Origin of the sequence: Enterobacter sp. 168J2, assembly GCF_034107265.1 — a bacterium.
Classification (GTDB): Bacteria; Pseudomonadota; Gammaproteobacteria; order Enterobacterales; family Enterobacteriaceae; genus Enterobacter; species Enterobacter nematophilus.
In genome coordinates, this window is record NZ_JAWNEB010000001.1 from 1,408,279 (window position 1) to 1,425,926 (window position 17,648).

The following is a 17,648-nucleotide window of genomic DNA, read 5'->3' on the forward strand; positions in this document are numbered from 1 at the left end:
GCATTACTCATCCGGCAGCAGCTTCCAGCGCGGGTCGTCGTCAGGTAATGCGACCAGCGGCTGCACCACAGCAAGCGTGATCTCATTGGACGAGACGCGCTGGCCCTTCGCATCTTCCACCACTGCCGAAAGATGCCAGCGGTTTGTCGCCCCTTCAGCGTCATTCCAGGCGGGCATAATTACGCTCCAGCCGTCGGTGCTGTCACTTTTCCCCGGGGACGTCAGGCTCAATGCCTGGGTATCGCCCTGCCAGTGGATCTGACGAATGCCGTGGGTGCTGCGAACCTGCAGCTTCAGCATAACGGTTTCGCCCCCTTTCAGATCCCACGGCGGGGTTGCCAGCCAGACGGAGAGCGTTTTACGCTGGCGGAACTCCATCACCGGCAGGCTGTTGCGCTCCGGCGAATCATAGCGGCTACCGCGCAGGGATCGCGTGGCCGCGACCTCCCCGGCGGAGAGCTGCTTAACCAGCGGCACGCCGAAGCGGTAGTTGAGCTTCAGCCCGAGGTTGTTCTGGCTCTCTCCGCTTTCGCCCTGCTTATGCGCGGCGGTGAGCGTCACCAGCGGCACGGGGGTATAGTTAAGCCCGAGATTAACCGCCACAGGGTTGTGATACCCGGTTCCGCTGTTGAAGAGGTCAACGTTGTCGCCAAAATACTGCTCGACGCTGACGCTGGTGTTCAGGTGATGAAACCACGGCAGCCAGGCTTTGGCGGTAACGTCATATCCCCGCGCCATGCGCTGCTCCTGGACGTCAGAGCTGTCGCGCCAGCCGGCAAAAGGCTGATAGTAGTTAGCCGACAGGCGCAGATTTTCTCCCCACACCTCCGCGCCCAGCCCGGCACGCTGCAGGTTCTCATCCAGCAGGTTGTCGTAAAAGGTGTTGTAGCCCAGCAGCCATTTTCCGGCCACCCAGCGCTGGCCGATTCCGGCGTTACTGACCAGGCCATCCGTCTGCTGCGTCAGGCCGAGCTGGCTCCAGCTCAGGTAACGGTTGTTATCGTTCCAGGGGATAAACCAGCTCCCGCTGCTGCCGTTGAACTTCCCGTCGTTATCCACCAGCAGATTGACGCTGGCATTCCCCCAGGGCGACAGCCAGGATTCAATCTGCTGGTTCACCTCGCCGCTCACCGCGTCGCGCACCTGACCAAAGGCAAACTGCCGCGCCTGCTCGCCCGTGGTCAGGCCGTTGTCGGTCATACTGGCTTCACCAAAGGCTTTCGCCATTTCGGCGAGATGCTTTTCCCCCTCCCCGGTGGGGGCTGCCATACCGAGATCGGGCAGATTGTCCCCGTTATTATCAAAGGGATTTTGTGCCTGCTGGATAAAGGAATTCGGCGCACCGTGAACGGCTCCGGCAATAACAAGGGAGAGTAAAACCAGCGTTCGGAAAGGGGGAGAAACAGTCATCAATGTCGTAAGAATTACCCGGTGCTTACGTAAGAACACCAGGTACCTTAACGCGATTTCTCCCTCTTTGCAGCTTTACTGGGAATTTTCCGGAATTTCCTGAAACATTGTTTTGAGCTCAGGCACGCACGAACCGCAGTTCGTGCCGCACCGTAGCGTCGCCCCCAGCGCGGTAACGGAACCGCAGCCTCCGGCAATCGCCTCTCGTATCGCGTTTTCTCCAACGCTGAAACAGCTGCAGATGATGCGCCCCGGATCTGTAACCTTCCCCACGCCCTGCCCGTTCAGCAGCGCATGGCGCTCTGCGGGCGTCGAGGGTGGCGACTGAAAAGCGGCTTCTATCACCGGGTGCGCCAGTTCGGGCAAAGCGGTGCCTTCCCAGAAGCCGAGCATCAGATGGCCTTCGTGCCAGGCCAGCACGCTGCTGCGTTCCCCGGTTTGCGCAACCTGCAGCTGCCAGCCCCGCCAGCTGGCATAGTCCATGGCCCACGAGAGCAGCGGCTTATCGCCCGCTATCGTCATTCGCGAGGCTTTACGCCACCAGTGAACCGAAGAGGGCATTTCCGGCCATTCCCGGGCATAGAGCTCCCCCTGCCAGGCGGGCTGCCAGGGCATGATTCTGACGGCGGTTTGCTTACTCTCCGGCTGGCCCGAAGCCGGATCGACGCGCCCTTCCACCAGCGCGTTGACCTTTCCCTGGCGGGCAAACTCCGCGTTCCAGTGCATCGGAGCAAACGCCTCGCCTTCCCGTATTCCGTCGTTGATTCGTACTCTGGCCACCATCACGCCGCGCGGGGAGCCGATCCGCGCCAGCTGGCCGTCGCACAGTGAAAACCGAATGGCGTCTGCGGCGCAAACCTCAACAAACGGCTCCGCGATATGCTGCATCAGCCGGGGCACGTACCCCGTACGGGTCATGGTGTGCCACTGGTCGCGAATACGGCCGGAGTTAAGAATCAGCGGGTATAATGCGGTGACAGTAGCACGGTGCGGCAGAGGGTTGACGGGAACAACGTTTCGGCGCGGAAAATCCCCCGTCGGCCACTGATAAGGTTCAAGCGTCACCCACGCTTCACGGGTTAGCCCTGCCAGTTCCTGAAGGTTCAATGCCCGCGAGCCGTCATTTTCAAACGCCGTCAGCGCCGCATGTTCGCAAAAAATCTCGTGCGGATGTTGCCAGGCAAAGGCCTCGCCGTAGCCCAGCCGTTTTGCAACCTGAGAGACGATCCACCAGTCCGGCTTCGCCTCGCCCGGCGCAGGCAGAAACGCGCGCTGGCGCGAAATGCGCCGCTCGGAATTGGTCACCGTGCCGTCCTTCTCTCCCCAGCCCAGCGCCGGGAAACGGATATGGGCAAACCGGCTGGTATCAGTATCTTTCATCACCTCAGAGACAATCACCAGCGGACAGCCTGCCAGCGCCTGACACACCGCGTGGCTGTCCGGCAGCGACACGGCAGGGTTGGTGCCCATAATCCATACCGCCTTCACCTCACCGCGGGCGATGGCGTCAAACAGCTCCACCGCCATCAGCCCCGGCGTCTGCGCCAGCCGTTCCGTTCCCCAGAAACGCGCCACCCGCGAGAGATCGTCCGGCTCGAAGCTCATATGCGCCGCCAGCTGGTTCGCCAGCCCGCCGACTTCCCGGCCGCCCATGGCGTTTGGCTGTCCGGTCAGCGAAAACGGGCCGCAGCCCGGACGATTAAATTTCCCGCTGGCAAGATGAACGTTGATGATGGCGCTGCACTTGTCGCTGCCGCTGGAGGACTGGTTGATCCCCATGGTGTAGAGCGTTATCGCACGGGGCGCGGTAACAAACCAGTCGTAAAAGATACCAATGTCCTCTGATGGCAGGTCGCAAAACGCCGCCACGCGGGCAATTGGCCACTCATCTTCGCCCTGAATCAGATTGAGCAACCCCACAAACAGGCCGGCGTCGCTGCCGGGTTTAAGCGCCAGATGCAGGTCGGCAATATCGCAGGTGGCGGTTTTACGCGGGTCAATCACCACCACCTTCATCTGCGGGTTGTTGTGCTTTGCCTGCACCAGACGCTGATAGAGCACCGGATGCGTCCAGGCCGCGTTCGAGCCAGCCAGCACCACCAGATCGCTGTTTTCCACATCCTCGTAGCCGCACGGCACCACGTCTTCGCCAAAGGCGCGCTTGTAGCCCACCACCGCCGACGACATGCAGAGCCGGGAGTTGGTATCGATATTCGCCGCGCCGATAAACCCTTTCATCAGCTTGTTGGCGGCATAGTAGTCCTCGGTTAACAGCTGGCCGGAGGCGTAAAACGCCACCGCCTGCGGCCCCCATGTGTCGATAATCTCCCGCAGCCGCTCGCCCGCCGCGTTCAGCGCCTGCGTCCAGTCCACCTCAAGTCCGTCGACAACGGGGTGCAGCAATCGTCCCTGCAAGCCCGTCGTCTCCCCCAGGGCCGACCCTTTCACGCACAGGCGGCCAAAGTTCGCAGGATGGGTGTCATCCCCCCGAACGCTGACCGCGCCACCTTCCACGCTCGCGACCACGCCGCAGCCGACCCCGCAGTAGGGGCACGTTGTCCGGGTTTCCGTCATGAGGCCTCCGCGCGCATCACCAGCTCTTCGTTGCCGACCCACACCTTGCCGTTTTCAATTTTGACCGGCCAGGCGCGCACCGCGGGTTCGCCGTTCTCCACCTGACAGCCGTCGCGCAGGCGAATGCGCTGCTTGTAGAGCGGAGAGATAACGACCGGTTCGCCCGCCGCATCGCCGAGAATGCCGCGCGAAAGCACGTTCGCGCGGCTGCCCGGCTCCAGGTCGTCCAGGGCATAAATGGTTTGACCAAAGCGGAACAGCGCAATCGGTTTGCGGCCAAGCCGCGCGCCGATGCCCGCCTGCTCCGGGATATCCTCAATGCCGCAGATTTCCTGCCAGCGCTTGCTTTCGTCCGACGGCGTGACGTTCACCGCGGTGCGGAACAGCGCCAGGCGGTCAGGATCGTTGAGCGTGGTTTGCCATTCGCACTGGTACGTCTCTACCACCCTGGCCATCTCCTGCTCCAGCTCGTGGGCGATGCCGAGACTGTCGTTTAGGATCACTTCCCGCAGATAGTCGAGGCCGCCCTCCAGGTTGTCCATCCAGGTGCTGGTGCGCTGCAGGCGATCCGCCGTGCGGATGTAGAACATCAGGAAACGGTCGACGGTGCGGATCAGCGTTTCGTCATCCAGATCGCTGGCGAAAAGATCCGCATGGCGCGGCTTCATGCCGCCGTTACCGCACAGATAGAGGTTCCAGCCTTTGTCCGTGGCAATCACCCCCACGTCTTTGCTCTGCGCCTCCGCGCACTCTCGGGTGCAGCCGGAAACCGCCATTTTAATTTTATGCGGCGCGCGCAGGCCCTTGTAGCGGTGCTCCAGCCGGACCGCAAGGCCGGTGGAGTCCTGGACGCCGTAGCGGCACCAGGTCGACCCGACGCAGGATTTCACCGTGCGCAGGGATTTTCCGTAAGCGTGCCCGGTTTCAAACCCGGCCTCCACCAGCGCCTGCCAGATCTCCGGCAGCTGTTCCAGGGTGGCGCCAAACAGGTCGATACGCTGCCCGCCGGTGATTTTGCTGTACAGGCCGTAGCGTTTCGCAATCTGCCCGATGGCGATCAGCCCGTCGGCGGTCACTTCCCCTGCGGGCATGCGCGGCACGATGGAATAGGTCCCGTCCTTCTGAATATTGGCGAAGTAGCGGTCGTTGGTGTCCTGCAGCGGCAGGTGCGCCGGCTTCAGCAGATACTCGTTCCAGCAGGAGGCCAGCACTGACCCCACCAGCGGCTTACAGATTTCGCACCCGTGCCCCTGACCGTAGCGGCTGATAAGCTGGTCAAAGGTGCGGATATGGTTGACGCGCACCAGATGGTAAATCTCCTGCCGCGAGTACGGGAAGTGTTCGCAGATGTCCTTTTTCACCTCCACGCCCTGCTCGGCAAGCTGGAACTCCATCACCTGCTTCACCAGCGCGCTGCAGCCCCCGCAGCCGGTCGCCGCTTTGGTGCACTGCTTGACGGCGCCGATATCCGCTGCGCCCGCGCTCACCGCCCGGCAGATATCGCCTTTGCTGACGTTATGACACGAACAGATCTGCGCGCTTTCCGGCAGCGCCGCCACGCCCAGCGCTTTCGGCGCGCTGCCTGACAACGCGGGTAGTATCAGCGTTTCCGGCTCTTTCGGCAGGCTGATGCCGTTAAGCATCATCTGCACCAGCGTGGCGTATTCGCTGGCGTCACCCACCAGCACGCCGCCGAGCAGCGTTTTGCCGTCATGGCTGACCACGATTTTCTTGTAGATTTGCTGTGGACCGTGCGTCCACTGGTAGCTTAGCGCCCCCGGCGTGCGACCGTGAGCATCGCCAAACGAGGCCACGTCCACGCCGAGCAGCTTGAGCTTGGTGCTCATATCTGCCCCGGTGAAGGTTTTATCTTCCCCCGCGAGCGCGGCGGCGGCCACGCGCGCCATCTGGTAGCCCGGCGCCACCAGGCCAAAGATTTTCCCCTCCCACAGGGCGCACTCGCCGATGGCAAGCACGTTCGGATCGGAGGTCCGGCAGCCGTCGTCAATGCAGATCCCGCCGCGCTCGCCGACAGCCAGCCCGCCGCTGCGCGCCAGCGCATCCTGCGGACGAATGCCCGCAGAGAAGACCACCATGTCCGTTTCCAGCTGTTCACCGTCGGCGAAGCGCAGCACCAGCCCGTCGTCCGTAGCAGCAATTTCCGTGGTGGCTATACTGGTGTGAACGCCAACGCCCAGCGCCTCAATTTTCCTGCGCAGCATCGTCGCGCCGTCATTATCAAGCTGCACCGCCATCAGATTGGGCGCAAACTCCACCACGTGGGTTTCAAGCCCGAGCTGCTTGAGGGCATTCGCGGCCTCCAGCCCGAGCAGGCCGCCGCCAATCACCACGCCGCGTCGCGAGCCCGCCGCGTGAGCCGCTATGCTGTCCAGATCGTCAAGGGTGCGGTAGACAAAGCAGCCCGGCAGATCGTTGCCCGGTACCGGCGGCACGAACGGGTACGAGCCGGTCGCCAGCACCAGCTTGTCCCAGTGGGTCTCATGACCGCTGGCGGTACGCACCACGCGCGCGTCGCGATCGATAGCGACGATCTGCTGCGAAAGGCGAAGCTCAATGCCGTTATCGGCAAAGAAATCCCCCTCCACCAGCGAGAGCGATTCCGCGCTGCGGCCGCCAAAATATTCCGAGAGATGCACGCGGTCATAGGCGGCATAGCGCTCCTCGCCAAAGACGACGATCTGATACTGCTGATGCAGATTGCGGTTAACGCAGTCTTCGAGAAAATGATGGCCGACCATACCGTGTCCAACCACCACCAGAGTAGGTTTTGTCATAGCGTTCTGTCCTGCAACCTGCGGTTGCGTAGTGAAACGATCGAACAGCCAGTCCGCGCGTGCGGGCGCAGCCGTTGCCAGTAAATCGGTAAATGTTGCCGCGCTGCGGCAGTCGCCCATCAGCAGCGCGCCAGCCAGCGCACCCTGATGTATCAGTAAACGACGATAGTGACGGGTTAGCGGATCCCATGAACTCCAGACCGCATCGCCCTCCTGCTCCGCCGCGCGCCCGAGGCTGAACAGCTCCACGCCGGTCACCTTGAGGCGCACGCCGTTGTTGGTCAGGGCAAACGGCGCGGCGGTGTCGCCCGCCAGCCGCGCGGCGAGGATATCCGCCTGCGCCATACAGGGGGCGACCAGGCCAAAGATCTGGCCGTCAATTTCGCAGCACTCGCCAATGGCGTAGACGTCCGGTGCGGAGGTCCGCATCTGGCTATCCACCACGATGCCGCGCGCGCAGCGAATGCCGCTGGCCTGCGCCAGCGCGACGTTGGGCTGCACGCCGGTCGCCAGCACCACGCGCGCGGCGACAACGCGGCGTCCGCTGAGCAGCGTCACGCTATCCCCGTTAATCGCCGTGATGCCGGAGGCGAGTTCACAGCTAACGCCCCGCGCCGCCAGCGCCTCTTCCAGCAGCACGCCCGCCTGCTGGTCCAGCTGCTGCTCCATCAGCCACGGGCCGCGGTGAACGAGCGTGACGTTGTCACCTGAACGCGCCAGCGCTGCCGCCGTCTCTACGCCGAGCACGCCGCCCCCCAGCACCACCGCCGGACCAGTGATGGCCTGAATGGCGCGGGTATCCTCCAGGGTACGGAACGTGAACACGTGCGGCGCTTCGCCGCCGGGGATCGGCGGCACAAACGGCGTTGACCCGGTGGCAAATACCAGCGCATCCCAGCCCAGCGTGCGGGCGGTGGTCTGCACTTCCCGCGCGTCCACGTCCACGGCAATCGCCCTTTCGCCACGGAGCACCGTCACGCCGCGCTCCTGGTACCAGTCTTCATCCTGAAGGCAGATGTCCGCAGCCGTTTTTTCGCCACCCAGCACCGGCGAAAGCTGGATGCGGTTATAGGCATGCTCCGGCTCGTCACCGATAACGGTGATAGCGAACCGACCGGAAGCACGCCCGGTGAGCGAAGCAATCAGCCGGGTTGCCGCCATGCCGTTCCCGATAATGACCAGTCGCATCAACGCCCCCTCGTTACGCCGCTTTCGGCTGTTTTTCATAGAGGAAATGGAGGATCTGCTGGCGCATGTGGTGATAGCGGCTATCGTCCGCCAGCTGCACCCGGTTGCGCGGGCGCGGCAGGTCAACGCGGAGGATCTCCCCGACGGTGGCCGCCGGGCCGTTGGTCATCATCAACACGCGATCGGAAAGCAGCACCGCCTCGTCCACGTCGTGGGTAATGAGCACGATGGTGGTGTTCAGCGCCTGCTGGATCTGCATCACCGAGTCCTGAAGATGGGCGCGCGTCAGTGCATCCAGCGCGCCGAACGGTTCATCCATCAGCAGCACTTTCGGCTTCATCGCCAGCGCGCGGGCAATGCCGACGCGCTGCTTCATGCCGCCGGAGATCTCCCCCGGACGCTTGTGCAGCGCGTGGCCCATCTGCACGCGGTCGAGGTTGTGCTCAATCCACTCTTTGCGCTCGGCCTTGTTCATGGTGTGACGGAACACTTGATCCACCGCCAGGGCCACGTTGTCGAAGCAGGTGAGCCACGGCAGCAGCGAATGGTTCTGGAACACCACCGCGCGCTCGGGCCCCGGCCCGGCGATTTCGCGGTTGTCGCAAATCAGCCCGCCTTCCGTCGGCAGCGTAATTCCGGCGATGAGGTTAAGCAGCGTCGATTTGCCGCAGCCGGAGTGGCCGATAAGGCTCACGGTTTCGCCCTCGTGGATATCAAAAGAGACGTTTTGCAGCGCCAGAAACTCGCCGCTGGCGGTGGAAAAACGCTGGCTCACGGCCTGGACCTGAATTAATGGTTTCATGTTCGCTCCTTATTTTTCCTGCCAGCTAAAGCGACGGGCGATCAGCATCAGCCCCTGCTCCAGCAGCAGCCCGACCACGCCGATGATGACGATGGCGATGAGAATGTTTTCGACGTTGAGGTTGTTCCACTCGTTCCAGATCCAGAAGCCGATGCCCAGCCCCCCGGTGAGCATCTCGGCGGCGACAATCACCAGCCAGGCGATGCCGATGGAGAGGCGCACCCCGGTCAGCACCGCGGGCAGCACCGCCGGGAAGAGAATGCGGCGCATGATGGTCCACTCGGAAAGCTGCAATACGCGGGCTACGTTGAGGTAGTCCTGCGGAATGCGGCGCACGCCTTCGGCGGTGTTGATGACCATCGGCCAGATAGAGCAGATAAAAATGGTCCAGCTCGACGCGGGCTCCGCCTTCTGGAACAGCAGCAGGCCGATGGGCAGCCAGGCCAGCGGGCTGACCGGGCGCAAAAGCGCAATCAGCGGGTTAAACATGCGGGCGAAAAAGGTGAAGCGGCCAATCAAAAAGCCCAGCGGGATACCCGCCAGCGCCGCCAGGCCAAAGCCAATGGCGACGCGTTGCAGTGAGGCAAGCACGTTCCAGCCAATGCCCATATCGTTAGGCCCGTCGCGATAAAACGGGTCGGCAAACAGGGTAATGGCGGAATCGAGCGTGCTGAGCGGCGTCGGGAAGCCTTTACTGTTTATCGCCGCCAGCTGCCAGAGCACCACCAGCAGCCCGAGGCCGAGCAGCGCCGGGATAACGCGCTGGAAAAAATCGTTCATCCGGCGCGCAAGCGCGGGCGTGCGGCGGCGAACCTGTACCGGAGGCAGGACAATCACTTCCCCGCTCTCTGTCGTCTCTTGTGGTTTCGTGTTTTGCAGATGCGGCATAATCAGGCCCCTTTACGGTGAATGGCGAAACGGCTGGCGTACCCTTCCGGATCGGTGCCGTTCCAGACGGTGCCGTCCATCAGCGTGCTGCTGCGGTACGGCGATGACGGCGTGGACATGCCGCCGACGGCGGTGGCGGCATCCTGCCAGACCGCGGTCTGGTTAATGCGCTGCGCAATGCCCGCATAGTCCGGCGCGGCTTTGAGCAAGCCCCAGCGGCGGAACTGGGTTAAGAACCACATGCCGTCGGAGAGATACGGGTAGCTGACGGCTCCCTCGTTGAAGAAGCGGATCGGGTGCGCGTCCTCCCAGCGCTGGCCCAGTCCGTTGTCGTACTCGCCGAGCATGCGCCCGGTGAGATACTGTTCCTTGCAGTTGAGCCACGCCCGGCGGGAGAGGATCTGCGCGGTTTCACGTTTGTTTTCCGGAGACGCCTCGATCCAGCGCGCGGCCTCCAGCACCGCGCTCACCAGCGCCCGGGCGGTGTGCGGGTTTTTCTCCACCCAGTCGCGGCGCGTGCCGAGGATTTTTTCCGGATGGTCGGCCCAGATGGACTGTGACGTGGCGGCGGTAAAGCCGATCCGGTCGTTAATCGCCCGCGCGTTCCACGGCTCGCCGACGCAGAAGCCCACCATGTTGCCAATGCGCATGTTCATCACCATCTGCGGCGGCGGCACCACCACCGTGCGCACGTCGTCAAAGGGGTTAATGCCCGCGCTGGCCAGCCAGTAGTAGAGCCACATGGCGTGCGTCCCGGTCGGGAAGGTGTGCGCGAAGGTGTAGGTTCCCGGCGCCTGCTGCCCAATCAGCGTTTTCAACCCGTCGAGGTCGCGAACGCCCTTCTCCGCCAGATCGCTTGAAAGCGTGATGGCCTGGCCGTTCTGATTGAGCGTCATCAGGTTCGCCATCTGCTGCGGCTTGCCGGCGATGCCCAGCTCCAGCCCGTACAGCAGACCGTAAAGAATGTGTGCGGCGTCCAGTTCTCCCGCCACCAGCTTGTCGCGCACCGCCGCCCAGCTCGCCTCTTTGGTGGGAACGAGGGTGATACCGTATTTTTTATCAAAGCCCTTCAGGGCTGCGATAACCACCGGCGCGCAGTCGGTCAGCGGGATAAACCCGACGCGCACCGTCTCCTGTTCCGGTTTATCTGAGCCAGCCGCCCAGGCAGCCTGCATAACACCCGGTAACAGCGCTGCGCCACTCGCCAGCATGCTGGCCTGCAAAAATCGCCGTCTCGACAAATCCGCCATAACCGCTCCCGAAAAAAAAGCCAAAAAAAAGCGCCCGCCGTGCCGAAGCACCGCTGGACGCCTTTATCCCGAAGACTGATGCACCGCCGTTGGCGCACCGTCAAAAATGGTTAATTGAATAATGCAAAGCCAGTGCCAGGTTTGAAGACCCCGTTTCAGGCTCTGAAGCCGGGTTTTGCCCGCGTTCACGCACCTCAATCAGGCATAAAATGCCCGCTGATTGTGCAGCTACTCCTTTGGTGTTACCTGCCACACGCTTTTCACCGTAAGCAGCGCGCGGGCGATATCGACCATGCGCTGGTTCTTGTCCATTGCCATTTTGCGCAGCGTCGTCCAGGCCTGTTCTTCACTCATGTTCTGGTGGGTCATTAGCACGCTTTTGGCTTTATCAATGGTTTTGCGTTCCTCAAGCGTATCGCGCAGCGACGCGAGCTGGCGGGAAAGCTGCTCTATCTCACGCGCCTGCTGGCGAACCAGGGTCAGCAGCGGTTTATCCGGGTAGTGCGCCAGCGGATCGTCCTGTTCATCTCCAGGAAGCGGGTACGCCTCGTCGCGCTGAATACGCTCATCCACCGCGACCATCAGATCGGCGATGATCGTCTCCTCCAGCGCGCGCAGATGCTCCAGCCGCGCCGTTTGCAGCGCAAACCAGGCGAGCGCGGTATGGCCATTGTCTGCGGCAGGCTGGCGGGTACAGGCCACGCGCCGGAGTTGCTCCGTCTCGCGATCGGGCTGACAGTTAAGAGAAAACGTAGTCTGCACGTCGGCCTGGCTGTGGGAGAGAAAGATCTCAAAGCAGGCCTGCTGCCCGTCAATGCGGTCAACCAGCCGCTGGCGGGTGACATCATCGAAAAAGCCCTGCGTGAAGCCAATCGCCCCCAGGGCCCGCTCTTGTCCCGCCAGCTCTTTCCCCTGCATCAGGCTATAAAGGGCGACGAAACGGCCCGCGATTTGCGGGTCGTCAATGCTGTCATTAAGCTGCGGTACGATACTGAGCAGGTGGCGCAGCATGCGGGAGTAGTGCTCCATTGCCTGCGGCGCCGTCAGCGTTTGCCGATTTACACCGTCGCGCAGCGCGGGAAGCGTCTCCAGCGTGAGCAGCGCATTGCCGATACGTTCGCAAACGGCGCTTCCCGGAAAGACGGACTGTTTTTCAAGGATGTCGTTCAGTGCAGCAAGGTTTTCGTCCACCAGCGCCCGGCTGGCTTTGCATTCAGGCGCATAGAGCTTACCCTGTGAGCAGAGCCAGACGTTGGATGCACCGCGCTCGCACTGGAGCATGTGCACCAGCTGGCTAATGCCGTGCACCAGCACGTTCAGCTGCGCCAGCCTGCTGAGCTGCTCCCGGCGCATCCGCCTTGCGCGCTGGAGCCATTCGGTTGCACCTGGCGAAATGCCGGCCATTAATGTCATGCTTACTCTCCCGGACAGCGAAACTCCGGGAAATTAAGCAATATTCGTGCCTTTATAAGAACAGGAGTCAACATGCAGAAGATTGTGATCGTCGCCAACGGTGCGGCCTACGGCAGCGAATCCCTTTTCAACAGCCTGCGTCTGGCAATCGCGCTACGCGATAAAGAGAGCGACCTGGCACTGCGGATATTTTTAATGTCCGATGCCGTGACCGCCGGGCTGAAGGGTCAAAAACCGGCGGAAGGCTACAACATCCAGCAGATGCTGGAGATCCTGACCGCGCAGGACGTGCCGGTAAAACTCTGTAAGACCTGCACCGACGGGCGCGGCATTACCGGGCTGCCGCTGATCGATGGCGTTGAAATCGGTACGCTGGTTGAACTCGCCGAATGGACGCTGACCGCGGATAAAGTATTAACTTTTTAATAATAAACCCGTAAAAATATTATTTTCTTATGGACGCGGTTTCAGCATCAAGTTTACCTGCGGGGTTGCCGATAGGCATGGAAACAACACAGCAGGTATTTCACTTATGTTCAGATCCATTCGCGCACGCATTATCGCCGCGACGACAGGCTGCCTCGTCGTCGCCCTTCTTCTCAATACCGTTATTAACTTCCAGGTCACGCGCCAGGATAACCAGCAGTCCCAGCGCGATATTCTGACCAGCACCAGCGCCAGCCACAACATGGCGATTGCCGACTGGGTCAAAAGCAAAATGACGGTGATTGCCTCCGCGCAGAGCATTGCGCTGGCTGACGATCCGGTTCCGGTGTTTAAGCAGCTTGCCCAGGCGGGCGGCTTCACCAACGTTTACGTGGGCTACGCCAGCAAGACGGCGAAATTCTCCGACCCGACAGGCGTCCCGGCGGATTATGACCCAACCGTTCGTCCCTGGTATCAGCAGGTGGTGAGCACGGACGGCCCGGTTGTAACGGCACCCTACGTTGATGCCGGAACCGGGAAGCTGGTGGTAACCTTTGCCGTGCCGGTGAAGGAGAATGGCGCTCTGAAAGCGGTGGTGGCGGGCGACGTCGCCATGGATAGCGTGGTGGCGAACGTGCGCGGGATCCACCCTACTCCTGCCAGCAGCGGGTTGCTCCTGAACAGCGACGGCACGGTGATTGCCGCCAACGAGCCGGCCCTGACGCTGAAGCCGTTTGCCGAGACGCTCAAAGGCATCGACCTTGCGGCGCTGAAGAGCGGTAACCCGGTCGATGGAACGCTGAATGACGAGGAAAAAACCTTTATCGCCTCAGCCGTGCCGGGCACGAACTGGCTCCTGGTCGTCGCCCTCGACAGCAGCGATGCCACCTCCGGCATGCGTTCCCTGCTGAAAGCGTCGGCGATTTCCCTGGTGATCCTCGCACTCCTGAGCGGCGCCATTGTTCACGTCCTGATTGCCCGGTTGCTGAAGCGCCTGTCCGACATTCGCGACGCAATGCACAACATTGCCAACGGCACCAACGATCTGTCCCAGCGCCTGCCGGACAGCGGCGATGATGAAGTGGCGCAAATTGCGCAGGCGTTTAACGCCTTCAGCGATAAGCTCTCGGTGGTGATGGTTCAGCTCCGCGACGCCAGCGCCTCGGTGAAAAACGCCGCGCAGGAGATTGCGGCAGGCAACCAGGATCTTTCAGGCCGTACCGAGCAGGCGGCGTCCAGCCTTCGCGAAACCGCCAGCGCCGTGGAGGAGATCACCGCCTCCGTCACCCAGTCGAATGAATCGGCAGCAGAAGCCAACGACCAGGCCAGCAAGGCCTCTGCGGCCGCAGCGCGCGGCGGCGAAGTGGTCTCGCAGGCCATCAGCACCATGCAGTCCATCGAAGTAGCGTCCGCTAAGATTGGCGATATCACCAGCGTGATCGACGGCATCGCCTTCCAGACCAACATCCTGGCGCTGAACGCCTCCGTCGAGGCGGCGCGTGCCGGTGAGCAGGGTCGCGGGTTCGCCGTGGTCGCCGGTGAAGTGCGGAACCTCGCCAGCCGCAGCGCCCAGGCGGCGAAAGAGATCAAATCGCTTATCGACTCCACCACCGACAGCGTGGCCACCGGCTCGCGCTACGTGCATCTGGCCGGGGAAAGCATGGATGAGATCCGCTCCAGCATCGGCAGCGTCTCCGGCATCATGCGCGAAATCTCGATTGCCACCAGCGAGCAGATGAAAGGCATTCACGAGATCAACCATGCGGTGACCCATCTCGACAGAATGGTGCAGCAGAACGCCGAGCTGGTGGTGCAGTCCGCCGCGGCCGCCAGCGCACTGCAAAGCCAGGCGGGCGACCTTGCTGAAACCGCCGGCCATTTCCGCATTTAATTTTCTTCAGGCGCGCGTTAAACAGGGTAAACGCGCGTCAGCTGAAAGGTTTCAGGAATTTTGTCATTTTTGTTTAAACGTTATGCCATTTTTTGATCAAAATCAGCATCCCTCGCTCCCCGCTTTGGTGTTATGCAATGAGTATTTTGTGAACAACATCACGCTCGGGATGGGCAAAATCGACGGGGTAAAAAATGGCACTGGTGAAAACAAGTTTGAAACTGTTTGGCGGGGATACGGTAGTGGTGCGTTGCTCAGAGCGCTGTCGTATTCATCTTATGAGCGCGAAAGCACAGAAGCAATCCCAGGCGGATATTCTGACCGTGCAGGATGACAAGGCCTGGCTAACCGTGCCGTATACCGGCACGTGGGATGTTCTTATCGACAGCCACAGCCAGTCGCTGGAGCATTCGGTCAGCTACGTGGCAGCGTAATTTAAACGCCCGGCTCGCCGGGCGTATTCTCAGGCAAAACCCGGTCGCAGCGTACCGTTGAGCGGGTTCCCTTCCAGCAGCGCCTTCACCTTTACCACCAGCTCATTCAGACAATCGTCCTGCATGCCGAGGCGGGTCAGCTCCTGATCGAGGGAGAAGAGATACTGCGCGTTGGTGCCCAGCGGCCCGCTGGCGGAGGCGATTAACGGGGCAATCACCTGCGTGCGGGTGTCCGCTTCATACAGCGGATGGCGTGGATCCATAATAAACACCAGCGCGTTAACGGTGCGTCCGTCGTCAAGCTCCAGCTTGCACCAGCTCGGCATATAGCAGCCGGTGATCATCTCGCGCTTCCAGAGCAGCGTCAGCTCCTCTTCGAGCGTGGCATCCGGAAGACGATACGCGACGCCCGTGGTGCGTCCGCCCTCTTTCAGTGCAAGCATGCGCCCTGGCTGACAGGCGCTGCCGCGTCCGGCCGTCAGGCGCAGGCAAAAAGCGCGGTGCCATCCAGGCAGCGTGCCGGTTGCCGATTCAACAAATTCGAGAGCCGGGTTCCACATCAGTGAACCGTAGCCAAAAATCCATACCGGGCCATCATCCGGGCGGCAGGCAAGCGTGGCAGCGAGCGACGCCGCACGTTGTTCAGCTGACCAGAGAAGCGATTCCTCAATAGCGCCAAATGCCGTCTTACAATCTGCCTTCATTAAGAAATCACGCGTTAACACTTTTCACCTCCGCCACTGCATGCTTCCCTGCGACATCTGTAATTCGCCTTCCCGGCATTCTGTGCTGGTCATTTTGCCAGCAGTCAAATTACGATAAGCAATTAGCGGACCAGTTGCAATACAACGGAAGTTCAACCGCCTGAAAAGTCAAAATGAAGGCAGCGAATAATTTCACGGCTATTTCTTTTTATGCCATTTATCATCGTCTCCTTTCTCATAGTCATGTTTTACTGCGGCCCAGGCGACCTTATGCGCCGTCTCTTCCCGGCTGGCATCATCCCGCCGATCGTCTTTATCTTTGTACTGATCCCAGGCGCTGTTAAACGCTTCTTTGTAGATATCCTGCGCGTGTTCGGGCAGGACGTTTTTCACGTTATCGGGTAATTCGCGTTTCGTTTTATATGGCATCACTAACCTCTCTTTTGCCTAAAGAGTTAAGTGTGGACGACGATACGCCGGTGTGCCACCCGGCAGAAAATAATGAACGAATTAAATTCATAATTTATTGTTATTTAATATTTATTTAAAAGAGATATCTTATTATAGGCGTTAAAGATGAAAACTAAGATAAAGGGTAAAATTAAGTAAAAAATAAAGGGTATTTAATAGATTTCTGTTAGTTTAATGACCTCAAAATCTATCTATAATTACAAGCACCTGCATTGATGGAGAAGCACATGACAGCAACACACGAGGCGGTAAAGACCCGCCACAAGGAGACGTCTCTCATTTTCCCGGTTCTGGCACTGGCTGTGCTGCTCTTCTGGGGAAGCAGTCAGTCACTGCCAGTGGTGGTTGGTATCAATATTCTTGCTCTGGTGGGCATTTTAACCAGCGCGTTTAGCGTCGTTCGCCATGCGGACGTATTAGCCCACCGCCTGGGCGAGCCATATGGCTCTTTAATTCTCAGCCTTTCCGTCGTTATTCTCGAAGTCAGCCTGATTTCCGCGCTGATGGCGACCGGCGATGCCGCCCCGACGCTGATGCGCGATACGCTCTACTCCATCATTATGATTGTGACGGGTGGCCTGGTGGGCTTCTCTCTGTTACTGGGCGGACGCAAATTCGCGACCCAGTACATGAATCTTTTCGGCATTAAACAGTATCTGATCGCCCTCTTCCCGCTGGCTATTATCGTGCTGGTCTTCCCGATGGCGCTGCCGGGTGCAAACTTCTCCACCGGCCAGGCGCTGCTGGTCGCGCTGATTTCCGCCGCCATGTACGGCGTGTTCCTGCTCATTCAGACCAAAACGCACCAGAGCCTGTTTGTTTACGAACATGAAGATGACAGCGACGACGATGACCCGCACCACGGTAAACCGTCGGCCCACAGCAGCGCGTGGCACACGGTTTGGCTGATCGTGCATCTGATTGCGGTTATCGCGGTCACCAAGATGAACGCCAACCCGCTGGAGACGCTGTTAACCGAGCTGAACGCCCCGGTGGCCTTTACCGGTTTCCTGGTGGCGCTGCTGATCCTGTCCCCTGAGGGGCTGGGCGCGCTGAAGGCGGTGCTGAACAATCAGGTGCAGCGCGCAATGAACCTGTTCTTCGGCTCCGTGCTGGCGACCATTTCACTCACCGTGCCGGTGGTGACGCTGATTGCCTTTATGACGGGTAACGATCTGCAGTTTGCGCTGGGCGCGCCGGAGATGATTGTGATGGTGGCCTCGCTGCTGCTGTGCCAGATTTCATTCTCCACCGGCCGCACTAACGTGCTGAACGGCGCGGCGCATATGGCGCTGTTTGTGGCGTATTTGATGACGATCTTTGCGTGAGATTGATCCGGTGCGGCCTGATGCCCTCACCCCAACCCTCTCGCACAGGGAGAGGGAGAAAATATAAAAAAACC

General features: G+C 60.7%; 13 protein-coding genes. 4 read left to right on the forward strand and 9 right to left on the reverse strand.

Annotation, left to right across the window (positions count from 1 at the left end; translation table 11 throughout):
• Positions 1 to 3 precede the first annotated feature (3 nt).
• The 7 genes from USG84_RS06805 to nasR all read right to left on the reverse strand — a co-directional run bounded on the left by USG84_RS06805 (position 4) and on the right by nasR (position 12,320).
• Positions 4 to 1,410: a YchO/YchP family invasin gene (locus tag USG84_RS06805; RefSeq protein ID WP_151412509.1), complete on the reverse strand. Its 1,407-nt coding sequence runs from the start codon at positions 1,408 to 1,410 to the stop codon at positions 4 to 6.
• A gap of 75 nt (positions 1,411 to 1,485) precedes the next feature.
• Positions 1,486 to 3,984, reverse strand: a complete 2,499-nt coding sequence (locus USG84_RS06810) for a molybdopterin-dependent oxidoreductase (protein WP_151412508.1) — start codon at positions 3,982 to 3,984, stop codon at positions 1,486 to 1,488.
• Positions 3,981 to 7,967, reverse strand: a complete 3,987-nt coding sequence (nirB, locus tag USG84_RS06815) for a nitrite reductase large subunit NirB (protein ID WP_253542345.1) — start codon at positions 7,965 to 7,967, stop codon at positions 3,981 to 3,983. The genes USG84_RS06810 and nirB overlap by 4 nt, the downstream gene beginning before the upstream one ends.
• A 13-nt stretch (positions 7,968 to 7,980) precedes the next feature.
• Positions 7,981 to 8,769, reverse strand: coding sequence for an ABC transporter ATP-binding protein (locus USG84_RS06820; protein WP_253542348.1), 789 nt, complete (start codon positions 8,767 to 8,769; stop codon positions 7,981 to 7,983).
• Positions 8,770 to 8,778: 9 nt separating this feature from the next.
• On the reverse strand, positions 8,779 to 9,657 hold the full coding sequence (gene ntrB, locus USG84_RS06825; RefSeq protein WP_253542351.1) for a nitrate ABC transporter permease: 879 nt from the start codon (positions 9,655 to 9,657) through the stop codon (positions 8,779 to 8,781).
• Positions 9,658 to 9,659: 2 nt separating this feature from the next.
• Entirely contained in the window at positions 9,660 to 10,907 is a 1,248-nt protein-coding gene (locus USG84_RS06830) for a CmpA/NrtA family ABC transporter substrate-binding protein (RefSeq protein ID WP_151412507.1), read from the reverse strand.
• A 228-nt stretch (positions 10,908 to 11,135) separates the two neighbouring features.
• A complete protein-coding gene (gene nasR / locus USG84_RS06835) occupies positions 11,136 to 12,320 on the reverse strand; it encodes a nitrate regulatory protein NasR (protein WP_253542354.1) in 1,185 nt (394 codons plus the stop codon).
• A gap of 72 nt (positions 12,321 to 12,392) precedes the next feature.
• Between nasR and USG84_RS06840 the strand changes: the two genes are divergently transcribed.
• From USG84_RS06840 to USG84_RS06850, 3 genes are all read left to right on the forward strand, one after another.
• Positions 12,393 to 12,746: a DsrE/DsrF/TusD sulfur relay family protein gene (locus USG84_RS06840; RefSeq protein WP_253542357.1), complete on the forward strand. Its 354-nt coding sequence runs from the start codon at positions 12,393 to 12,395 to the stop codon at positions 12,744 to 12,746.
• Positions 12,747 to 12,852: 106 nt separating this feature from the next.
• The gene (locus USG84_RS06845) at positions 12,853 to 14,637 is read left to right on the forward strand and encodes a methyl-accepting chemotaxis protein (RefSeq protein WP_151412506.1); all 1,785 of its coding nucleotides are present in this window, start codon (positions 12,853 to 12,855) and stop codon (positions 14,635 to 14,637) included.
• 194 nt (positions 14,638 to 14,831) lie between these two features.
• Positions 14,832 to 15,071: a DUF1883 domain-containing protein gene (locus USG84_RS06850; protein ID WP_013096243.1), complete on the forward strand. Its 240-nt coding sequence runs from the start codon at positions 14,832 to 14,834 to the stop codon at positions 15,069 to 15,071.
• A 29-nt stretch (positions 15,072 to 15,100) separates the two neighbouring features.
• On the opposite strand, the gene USG84_RS06855 is transcribed toward USG84_RS06850, so the two are convergent.
• The gene (locus USG84_RS06855; protein ID WP_253542360.1) at positions 15,101 to 15,796 is read right to left on the reverse strand and encodes a gamma-glutamylcyclotransferase; all 696 of its coding nucleotides are present in this window, start codon (positions 15,794 to 15,796) and stop codon (positions 15,101 to 15,103) included.
• A 177-nt stretch (positions 15,797 to 15,973) separates the two neighbouring features.
• On the reverse strand, positions 15,974 to 16,204 hold the full coding sequence (chaB, locus tag USG84_RS06860) for a putative cation transport regulator ChaB (RefSeq protein ID WP_014884191.1): 231 nt from the start codon (positions 16,202 to 16,204) through the stop codon (positions 15,974 to 15,976).
• Between the two features lie 269 nt (positions 16,205 to 16,473).
• Between chaB and chaA the strand changes: the two genes are divergently transcribed.
• On the forward strand, positions 16,474 to 17,574 hold the full coding sequence (gene chaA, locus USG84_RS06865; RefSeq protein WP_061097959.1) for a sodium-potassium/proton antiporter ChaA: 1,101 nt from the start codon (positions 16,474 to 16,476) through the stop codon (positions 17,572 to 17,574).
• Positions 17,575 to 17,648 lie beyond the last annotated feature (74 nt).